The sequence below is a fragment of the Blautia sp. MSJ-9 genome (genome assembly GCF_018919065.1).
Lineage (GTDB): Bacteria > Bacillota > Clostridia > Lachnospirales > Lachnospiraceae > Blautia_A.
In genome coordinates this window covers 1-9,213 of the sequence record NZ_JAHLQG010000041.1, presented here as the reverse complement: position 1 = coordinate 9,213, position 9,213 = coordinate 1, and the positions used below count along the sequence as shown (strand labels likewise).

The window sequence follows — 9,213 nt, the reverse complement described above, 5'->3', positions numbered from 1 at the left end:
GGCACATTTTTTCTAAATCTCATATCTGCCTCCTAATTAATGAGCACCTGATATCCATCAGTCTGCATTGAACTTTTGTCGATCAGTATTCTTTTGCCAATTGGATCCAGCAATACATACTTACTGAGTTCCAGTAACCGGTCACTGATCAGGGAATGTACCATGTTCTCCATGGCTTTTATACGGTCATTTCGATTTATAGCTTCCTCAGACCGGTCAGCTGTTTCGACTTTGTTTTCACAGAGAGCTTCTAAATTTAAAAAGATATCGTCTTCCTTACGGCTGTTTTTTGCAAGACCTTTTTGCATAAAATTGCAAAAACTTTTTGTAGGTCGTTGCAGCTGCATTTTGTAGGTAATTGCAAGCCCGGCTGGCAGTCATGGTACCTGCCAGCTATTTAAAAGGGCATTGCAGACATTCTTTAAATATTTTGCCTGCGCAGAAGCAGACTTTACTTTAGGGCAATTTACCCATTCTGACTGTTGATCTTTGAAAGTGTTTCATTAATGCTGGATTCCCGTAATCGGTTATTGACACCAGGAAACAGGATCAGTTCTACATGATGGGTCAGCCTGCCGATCAGTGCCGTTGTCATCCGCTGGTCGTAAAGAACATTCACCCATTGGGAGAATTCCAGGTTCGTATTCAGGATGACAGATTTCTGCTCGTGTATCTCAGACAGATAGTCAAACAGAAGCTGCGAACCATTCCTGTCATATGGAACATAGCCGAATTCATCCAGGATCAGGATCTGTGCGCTGTTTAATTTCTTTTTCAACGTACTGAGCGTACCTTTTCCCTGACTTTCAGAAAACAGGTTGATCAGTCCTGCAGTGCGATAGAATCTGACTGGGATCTCCTGATTGCAGGCCGACATCCCGATCAGTATTGACAGCATCGTTTTGCCGGTTCCTGTACCTCCGTACATGATGACATTTTTTCCGGCATGATAAAAATCCAGGTCAAGCAGGCTTTGAAAACTGATACCATCAGGAAAATCAATTTCATCTGTTTTGAATTCTTCTGCCCGGTATCTGCGTGGAAAACCGGCTGTATTAAGATATTTACTTTTTCTTTTTTCAATACGGTAGCTGATCTCATTTTCCAGAAGGTTTAACAGGTACTTTTGTGGGGTATCTCCTTCCAGCGTAAGTGCCTGTCCGGCAAAGTTCGTGGACAGCCTCAGCTGCTTACAGCATTGCGCAATAGAATTTTCTATTTCAGCCATGATTGAAGGCACCTCCTTTGTGTAGGGCGGCATCCAGTTTCTGAAGATCATTTCTAAAGGGAATGATCCTTTGTTTTGGAATATCAGGACCGGAATCCAGAGGCGGCAGGACTGGAACATCCGCATAAGTCCGCCTGTACAGGGTTTCAAGACTATCCGGATCAGTCGCATTCATGCGTACAGCTTCGTTGACAGTATTGACTGCACTGGTAAATCCGGTACGTTCTGTAAGCTCTGCAAGTACCTTAAGGATACGCCCACGATCCTTACTTTCGCAGCTGTCCATATACAACCGCATGGTTTGCGGCATCATATCGTAAATGCCGCTGTTACGCAGGGAACGTGGCTTCCTGGCTATATAAGCAAGATACGGTACCCAGTCCATGCTTTCGTGGTCGCTTCCGTAAAGCCGTTTGTGGCATACAATTTCATGCATATCCTTATCCAGGACAGTCACGGATGCTGATGTGATCTTCAGGTTTACAATAGATTCACAGAAGACAGGAGATGCTGAATAACGATGCTTTCCTGCATCCAGGGTGAACTTTCCGTATTTATCTGTTTTCGCAGTTATATAGTTTGCTGTGTCGAATGGGACGGAGGGAAGCGGGCGCAAATGCGCAACATCTTCTTCAAAAAGTTCACGGATGAAGCGACCATTGCCGTCCTCATAATGTTCACGCTGCATATCTGTTTCGCAACATACCAGAAATTGCTTATTTTGCTCTGTAAGGTCATCAAACCTGGGGATTGGGACAAGATGGTTACGGCGCAGGTAACCTACTTTATTTTCCACATTTCCCTTTTCCCATCCTGACTCAGGGTTCATGAACAGGGGTTTGATCCGGTAGTGTTCGCAGAAACGCTGGAATCGTTCTGTTATGTTCCGGCCGCCACCTTTTATGATCTTCGTTACAATAGTCCTTGTGTTATCGAACCAGATCTCAGTGGGCACGCCGCCTATGTGCTCAAATATGGCAACCAGACCTTCCAGCAGGCATTCCATGTTTTCTCCATAAATTAAGCTGGAAAAAGCCGCCGTTACTGTATGGGAAGCTGAGTACAAGATATTTTGCTTCGTGGTGGAGTTTCCCATTTTCGTAAAAATCTGCTGTACCGAAATCGGCCTGTGCTTCACCTGGTCTGTGCTCAAGAGGAATGTAACCAGTTGTTTTGTTAAGATTGAGTTCTTCTTTCCGTTGTCTGACATAAAGGGCAACCAGTCTGTAGCTGCAGGAAAAATCTTGGTTTTCGCTTTTCAGGCGCTTGTAGATCCTTTTGGCAGTATGGCGCTGTTTTCGTGGAGCAAGCTTATCCGCTTCCATCCAACTGTCAATCTGCGGTTTGAAAGGATCAAGTTTGGAACTGTGTTCCTCATTCCTAAGGGGAGCTGGTGGTGGGCTGCTAAAATCTTCCATATCCACATATTTGCGTACTGTACGCCAGTCGCAGTTCATGATGATTGCAATTTCGTTCAGATTTTTCCCTTGCTCATAGAAGAGTTCTCTGATACGATGAATCTGATCCATTGTAGTCATACTCCTTTTCTCCTTATCTTTGATGTTTTGGCTTACAACAAAGACAAGGGTAATTGATTATCTGTATGTCTGCAATGGATTTTTGCATTAGATCCAACTTAGGAGCTACCATCCGGCGCCGCCTGTTCCTAGGATTCTGATGCTTTGCAATTACCTACAAAATGCAGCTGCAATCACCTACATTTTTGTTTTGCAACTTTCTACATTTTTATTTTACAACAAACAAAAGGGCTCTTTGATAACATCAAACATGGATATCTGATGTACATGGTTGAGAAACATACGCAAATAAAATGGCTGATACTTTATATAAAACGCTGGCTTACAGTGCCGTTCATCATGAGTGATGGCTCGATTGCTGAACGCAGGTCAGGAACACCTCAGGGAGGATTATGCCGAGCTCGGCATAATCCACCTTATGACGAGATAAACGTTATGCCGAGTTAACGCTGATTATCTGCGTAAATACGGAATTTCTTTAAATTTATCTCGGCATAATACAAGCAAAAATGCTACACTTTGTTATTCTGTAATCATAAAAAAAGAAAGGAGTCAGAAACTCATGAATCTTGAAATGATTACAGAAGGACTAAAACAACTGTTGCAGGAAAACAACTATTCTTCTGCAACCATCCGCTTTTATGAAGGTGAATGGAATAAGATCCAGTGCTTTCTTACGGAAGAGTACGGAAATACCGAATACGATATGGAACGGGGACTTAAATATCTCGAAAAACAATACGGCTTCATTACGAAATATAATAATGGAACGCTTTCCCAACAGAGAGTCCAATTGCTCCGTGTTGTGCATATGCTGGAAGATTACCGTTTGCATCAGGTGCTTACCAGAAGATACTATGCCTCAAAAAATCCTATTACGTTGAATGCGTACTATTTAAATTTATATACGGATTATTTAGATTTTCTGAATTCTACGGAACTGTCAGCAAGTACAATCGGACATTATAAAGGGATTTCCAGGGCTTTTATGGACTATCTTCAGCAGAGGAAGATTGGAACTATAGAAAATATCACTATGGATGTTTGCAATTCTTATCTGAAAACGCTGGCAGGGTATAGTTTTAAGACCATAGAACAGAATGTTTGCGGGATCAGACATTTTCTGCGTTTTATTTATTCTATCGGAATACTCTCCACTGATTATGCTGAAAAGATCCATATGCCTGCTGTTTCCAAAAGTGCCAAAATACCTTCTGCATGGAAACTTGATGAACTGAAAGCAATGCTTTCGGTCATTGATCGGAACAGCCCTATCGGAAAACGTGACTATGCAATGATCCTTCTTGCATGTGTTCTTGGTCTTCGGATTGGAGATATCAAAAACCTGCGTTTCCAAAACTTTAACTGGGAAGATAAAAAGCTGTCTCTCATACAGCATAAAACACATAAACCATTAACTCTGCCAATACCTGATGCGGTAGGCTGGGCGGTGATCGATTATATCAAAAATGGGCGACCTCAGTACTACGAATCGGATCAGGTGTTCCTGAAACATATGCCGCCATTTGATCCTATCGGCAATGAAAACCATATGCAGCAACAGCTTGTAAGATACATGAGGAAAGCAGGTATCGACCAGCGTACAAAAAAGCACTCCGGCTTTCATTCCTTAAGACATTCTGCCGGCTCCATGCTACTGGAAATGGAGACACCGCTTCCGGTCATTACAGATATCCTTGGGCACTCTGATTCTGATGTAACGGCTGTTTATCTGAAGACAGATCTGCAGAAACTGGCCGAATGTGTGCTTTCACCGGAGGAATTCTGCCATGGATAAAGAAATCTATAACAGCATTTTTCAAGAGGAGATCCATGATCTTATAGCATTAAAACGTGCACTTGGATTCTCTTATGAATCAGAAGCAGGCTCCTTGCGACGCATTGACACCTTTTTATGTGAAAACAATCTTTCCGAAAAGCGTATCTCTAAAGAGCTTTGTGACCTATGGTGCAGAAAAAGGACTTATGAAACTGTCACAAATCAGGCGAGCCGTATCAGTGTCATGCGGGTTTTCTGCAGATATCTCAACGATATCGGGATTCCTGCACATATTCCGCCGAAAGGAATCACCCGGAAAAGGAGCAGATACGATGCACATATTTACACAGATGAAGAACTTCAAAGTTTTTTTGATGCAGTTGACAGAAGTCAGTCGGTGCCGGATTCCTGCCCGTATCGTGCTGATGTGATGCCGGTTTTTTTCCGTATCCTGTACACCAGTGGAATGCGCGTTTCAGAGCAGCGCCTTGCCAGAATCCGTGATATCAACCTCGGAGAAGGATATATCACTATTCACGAGGCCAAAAATCATAAAGAGCGGTATGTCCCCATCTATCCTTTACTTACAGATAAATGCAAGGAATTAAAAGAAAATATCCATGCCCATTCATCCGATGATGAATATTTCTTTATGCTGCTTCCGGGAAGACCGATGACTTTAGGAAATGTATATAAAAATTTCAGGCGCTATCTGGAACAGGCTGGGATCTCTCACACTGGAAAAGGTCCCCGTATCCATGACTTCCGCCATACTTATTGCGTAAATCTTCTCCGCAAATGGAGCGATGAAGGAAAAGACCTGATTGCGTATCTTCCATATATGCGTACAATGCTTGGGCATGAAAGTTTTGAGGAAACAGCGTATTATCTAAAACTTACGGCGGAACGTTTTCCATATATAAAAGAACGGATGATGGAATCTTTTCCTGATCTGATCAGGGAGGCAGTTATCAATGAACACGAATTCTACTGATTTTGCCTGTTTGGTCACAGGATTTTTAACGGACTATCTGCCGCATCATAGATGTTATTCCAGGAATACCATTCTCAGTTACAGAGACACTTTGAAACTGTTCCTTCGGTTTTTTAAAGAAGAAAAAGAAACCTCTCCGAATTCTTTTTATATCAAGGACTTCAAACGTGAACTGGTGATTGAATTCCTGGAATGGTACCGAAACAATGGGGCTGGTATACCTGCAGCAAATCAACGGTTGGCTGCATTGAAAGCATTCAGTGATTATGCACAGCTGGAACATATCGAGTACATTGCCCCTTTACAGAATGTCTCCGGGATCAGGGCAAAAAAGGCTGCACCGAAAGAAGTATCTTTCCTGACTGTGGAACAGATGTCATCACTTATAAACAGTCCGGATGTTAATTCCCATACCGGTTTCCGACACAGGGTGATCCTGACACTTTTGTATGACAGTGGGTGCAGAGTTCAGGAATTATGCGATATCACGATAGCTGATATATCGTTAGGTTCTGTTGCAACCGTAAGATTACATGGAAAAGGCAACAAATATCGTACAGTCGTGATAGCAGACGCGACAGCAAAGCTTGTCGAAAACTATCTTAGCCGGTACCGTTCATATGCTGTTGGAACTGATTTTTTGATCACTAACCGTTATCATCGAAAGATTGACCGCGATGGTATCTCTTATATCATAAAAAAATATGTAGATGCGATTCGCAAAAAAGATGCAACATTCCCAGAACATGTACATTGTCATATGTTCCGTCATTCAAAAGCAATGCATATGTTGGAAGCCGGTATCAATATCGTCTATATCAGAGATTTCCTCGGACATGAGGATATTTCTACGACGATGGTTTACGTGAGAGCTGATAACCGTCTGAAAAATGATGCGGTTAATGCACTTGCTCCAAAAGTTACTGAGGAAAGAGATTTTCCTAACTGGAACAAAGATAAAGATCTTTTACAGTTTTTAAATTCCTTAAAGTAGAGAAGTATTATGCCGAGTTACGCAAGTAGAAACACTGACAAAATCTAAGAATACTGAGCGTATCTCGGCATAACATCTATCTCGTCATAAGGAGGAGTTATCAGTCCTGTGCTTGCAAATCTATTTCTTCACTATGTATTTGATGACTTTATGACCAAAGCATATCCGAACATCTGGTGGGAAAGATATGCTGATGATGGAGTACTGCACTGTCAATCGTACAAGCAGGCTGTATTTATAAAGCAGAAACTGGAAGAACGTTTTCAGCAGTTTGGATTGGAACTGAATAAAGAAAAGACACGTATTGTCTACTGCAAGGATGACCGAAGGTCACGAAACTATAGTTGTACTCAATTCACTTTTCTGGGATATACGTTCAGACCAAGGCTAAATAAGAATAAAGAAGGAAAGTTCTTTGTAGGCTTTACGCCTGCGGTCAGTGAAAAAGCCAAAACTGCTATGAAACAGAAGATCAGAGGATGGAAGATACAGTTAAAGGCGGATCTCTCATTAAAAGATATTGGGAACATGATAAACAAAGTAGTGCAAGGATGGATTAACTACTACACACACTATTATAAGTCAGAATTTTATGAGGTGTTGCGTTATATCAATCAATGTCTGATTAAATGGGTACGACGAAGTTATAAAAAGAAAAACACGAGAAGCAGAGCCGAGTACTGGCTTGGTGCAGTAGCTAGAAGAGACAGAAACTTGTTTGCACACTGGAAATTTGGAATATTACCATCTGTTGGAGAGGGAGCCGTATGAGTCGAGAGGCTCACGTACGGTTCTGATGGGGACTCAAGGGGAGGTTCCTTGGGTCTACCTACTTTGTGGTAATATTCCAGTATAAATCGGATGCAGAGTGGTTCTATGAACATCTGAAACATAGAATGGGACACTTTGGATTAAGCCTCGAGGAAGAAAAGAGCCGTCTGATAGAGTTCGGGCGTTATGCAAAAGAAAGATGCAGAAAAGCCGGAACGAAACTAGGCACTTTTACTTTCCTGGGTTTTACACACTACTGTTCCAAAAGTAGGAACGGCAGATTCAGAGTGAAGAGGAAAACCAGTAAGAAGAAGTTTGCAAAGAAGTGCAGAGAAGTAAATCTTCTGTTAGTGAAGATGAGAACATGTAGATTAAAAGAGATGATTGCAAAACTTAACCAGATACTAACTGGTTATTACCATTACTATGGAATCACGGACAATACAGAAAGTATAACGGCATTCCGATATAACATCATGAGAAGCCTGTTCTACTGCCTGAACCGGAGAAGCCAGAAGAAAAGCTATAACTGGGTAGAATTTCTAAATATGTTGGATAACAGCTATCCACTGGTAAGACCCCGGATATATGTCAATATATACGAATGATAATGTGAACGATTCGTTTCGCAAAGAGCCGGATGCGGGAAAGCCGCACGTCCGGAATTCTGTGAGGGGTGTACGACCGTAAGGGGTACACCTACTCGACCCATGAAATTTTCTTATATACTGAACAAATATGTAGACCTTGCGAAAGAAGAGCATCCATCTCTGATACCAGAAACTGTATCACCACACGGTCTACGTCATAGCAAAAGCATGCACATGTTACAAGCAGGAGTTAGGTGCTTTGAATTTCCGAAAAGGTTGCACTATTTAAACGTAATATACAGGAAAGTTATCCACCATAGAAAAAAGCTCTTTCGCATTATCCACAAAAGAGCTTTCGCACATTGGGTCGAGTAGACGCACCCCTTACGGTCGTACGCCCCTCACAGAATCCGGACTTGCGGCTTTCCCGCATCCGGCTCTTTGCAAAACGAATCGTTCACATTTATCAATTATATACACTGACATATATTCGGGGTCTTACCAATGGATAGCTGTTATCTATCATATTCAGAAATTCTACCCAGTTGTAGCTTTTCTTTTGACTCCTCCGATTTAGACAGTAGAATAAACTTTTCATTACGTGGTATCGAAATGCTGTTATTCTTTCTGTATTGTCTGTGATTCCATAGTAATGGTAATAACCAGTCAGTATCTGATTGAGTTTAGCAGTAATCTCTTTCAGTTTCCATGTTTTCATGTGTCCCATCAGTTGATTTATTTCTCTACATTTCTTCGCAAACTTTTTCTTACTGGTTTTCCTCTTCACTCTGAATCTACCGTTCTTGCTTTTGGAACAGTAGTGTGTAAAACCTAGGAAAGTAAAGGTACCTGGCTTCGTTCCACTTTTACTGCATCTTTCCTTTGCGTATCGTCCGAACTCTATCAGCCTGCTCTTTTCTTCTTCAAGGCTTAATCCAAAGTGTCCCATTCTATGTTTTAAGTGTTCATAGAACCATACTGCATCCGATTTGTATTGGAATGTCACCACAAAATCATCAGCGTAGACCACCAGACCTGCATATCCCTTTAACATCGGCGTTACCACCTCTTTGAACCACCATACCAGCACATAGTGCATATAAATGCAGGAAATTATCGGAGAGCAGACGGAACCTTGTCCACTTCCTTCCTCTGTTGCTTCAAATTCATAGTTATTCATAATTCCTGCTTTCAGCATTCGTCTGACAAGGCGGATAATATTCGGGTCTTTGATCCTTGATTCTATAAAACGCACAATCCATTCATGGTCAAGATGCTGGAAGAATCCTTTTATATCCGCATCCAGAACATAATTCGT

General features: G+C 41.8%; 8 protein-coding genes and 1 pseudogene. 5 read left to right on the top strand and 4 right to left on the bottom strand.

Features of this window, described 5'->3' with window-relative positions; all coding sequences use genetic code 11:
* Nucleotides 1-32 precede the first annotated feature (32 nt).
* From KQI87_RS11475 to istA, 3 genes and pseudogenes are all read right to left on the bottom strand, one after another.
* A complete protein-coding gene (locus KQI87_RS11475; RefSeq protein WP_216460259.1) occupies nt 33-308 on the bottom strand; it encodes a hypothetical protein in 276 nt (91 codons plus the stop codon).
* 158 nt (nt 309-466) lie between these two features.
* Complete coding sequence (locus KQI87_RS11470; protein ID WP_216460258.1) at nt 467-1,228, bottom strand: ATP-binding protein; 762 nt, start codon at nt 1,226-1,228, stop codon at nt 467-469.
* Nucleotides 1,221-2,757, bottom strand: a pseudogene (gene istA, locus KQI87_RS11465) (IS21 family transposase). The gene KQI87_RS11470 and the pseudogene istA overlap by 8 nt, the downstream one beginning before the upstream one ends.
* A gap of 571 nt (nt 2,758-3,328) precedes the next feature.
* Here istA and KQI87_RS11460 point away from each other — a divergent pair.
* From KQI87_RS11460 to KQI87_RS11440, 5 genes are all read left to right on the top strand, one after another.
* Nucleotides 3,329-4,564 carry a site-specific integrase gene (locus KQI87_RS11460; protein WP_055154296.1) on the top strand — a complete coding sequence of 412 codons (1,236 nt, stop codon included), beginning with the start codon at nt 3,329-3,331 and terminating at the stop codon, nt 4,562-4,564.
* The gene (locus KQI87_RS11455; protein WP_216460257.1) at nt 4,557-5,540 is read left to right on the top strand and encodes a tyrosine-type recombinase/integrase; all 984 of its coding nucleotides are present in this window, start codon (nt 4,557-4,559) and stop codon (nt 5,538-5,540) included. Before KQI87_RS11460 ends, KQI87_RS11455 begins: the two co-directional genes overlap by 8 nt.
* Nucleotides 5,521-6,534, top strand: coding sequence for a site-specific integrase (locus KQI87_RS11450; protein WP_216460256.1), 1,014 nt, complete (start codon nt 5,521-5,523; stop codon nt 6,532-6,534). The genes KQI87_RS11455 and KQI87_RS11450 overlap by 20 nt, the downstream gene beginning before the upstream one ends.
* A gap of 99 nt (nt 6,535-6,633) precedes the next feature.
* Entirely contained in the window at nt 6,634-7,305 is a 672-nt protein-coding gene (locus tag KQI87_RS17010; protein ID WP_330655802.1) for a group II intron maturase-specific domain-containing protein, read from the top strand.
* 65 nt (nt 7,306-7,370) lie between these two features.
* Nucleotides 7,371-7,913, top strand: a complete 543-nt coding sequence (locus KQI87_RS11440; protein WP_216460255.1) for a group II intron maturase-specific domain-containing protein — start codon at nt 7,371-7,373, stop codon at nt 7,911-7,913.
* A 448-nt stretch (nt 7,914-8,361) separates the two neighbouring features.
* Here the strand turns inward: KQI87_RS11440 and KQI87_RS16615 are convergent.
* The coding region (locus tag KQI87_RS16615; protein WP_253292486.1) for a reverse transcriptase domain-containing protein at nt 8,362-9,213 on the bottom strand (852 nt) is incomplete at its 5' end.

Bases quoted from the DNA above. Each gene is read 5' to 3' on its own strand.
- KQI87_RS11450 (WP_216460256.1), top strand. From the start codon at position 5,521: ATGAACACGAATTCTACTGATTTTGCCTGTTTGGTCACAGGATTTTTA.
- KQI87_RS11475 (WP_216460259.1), bottom strand. From the start codon at position 308: ATGCAAAAAGGTCTTGCAAAAAACAGCCGTAAGGAAGACGATATCTTT.
- KQI87_RS11455 (WP_216460257.1), top strand. From the start codon at position 4,557: ATGGATAAAGAAATCTATAACAGCATTTTTCAAGAGGAGATCCATGAT.
- KQI87_RS11460 (WP_055154296.1), top strand. From the start codon at position 3,329: ATGAATCTTGAAATGATTACAGAAGGACTAAAACAACTGTTGCAGGAA.
- KQI87_RS11470 (WP_216460258.1), bottom strand. From the start codon at position 1,228: ATGGCTGAAATAGAAAATTCTATTGCGCAATGCTGTAAGCAGCTGAGG.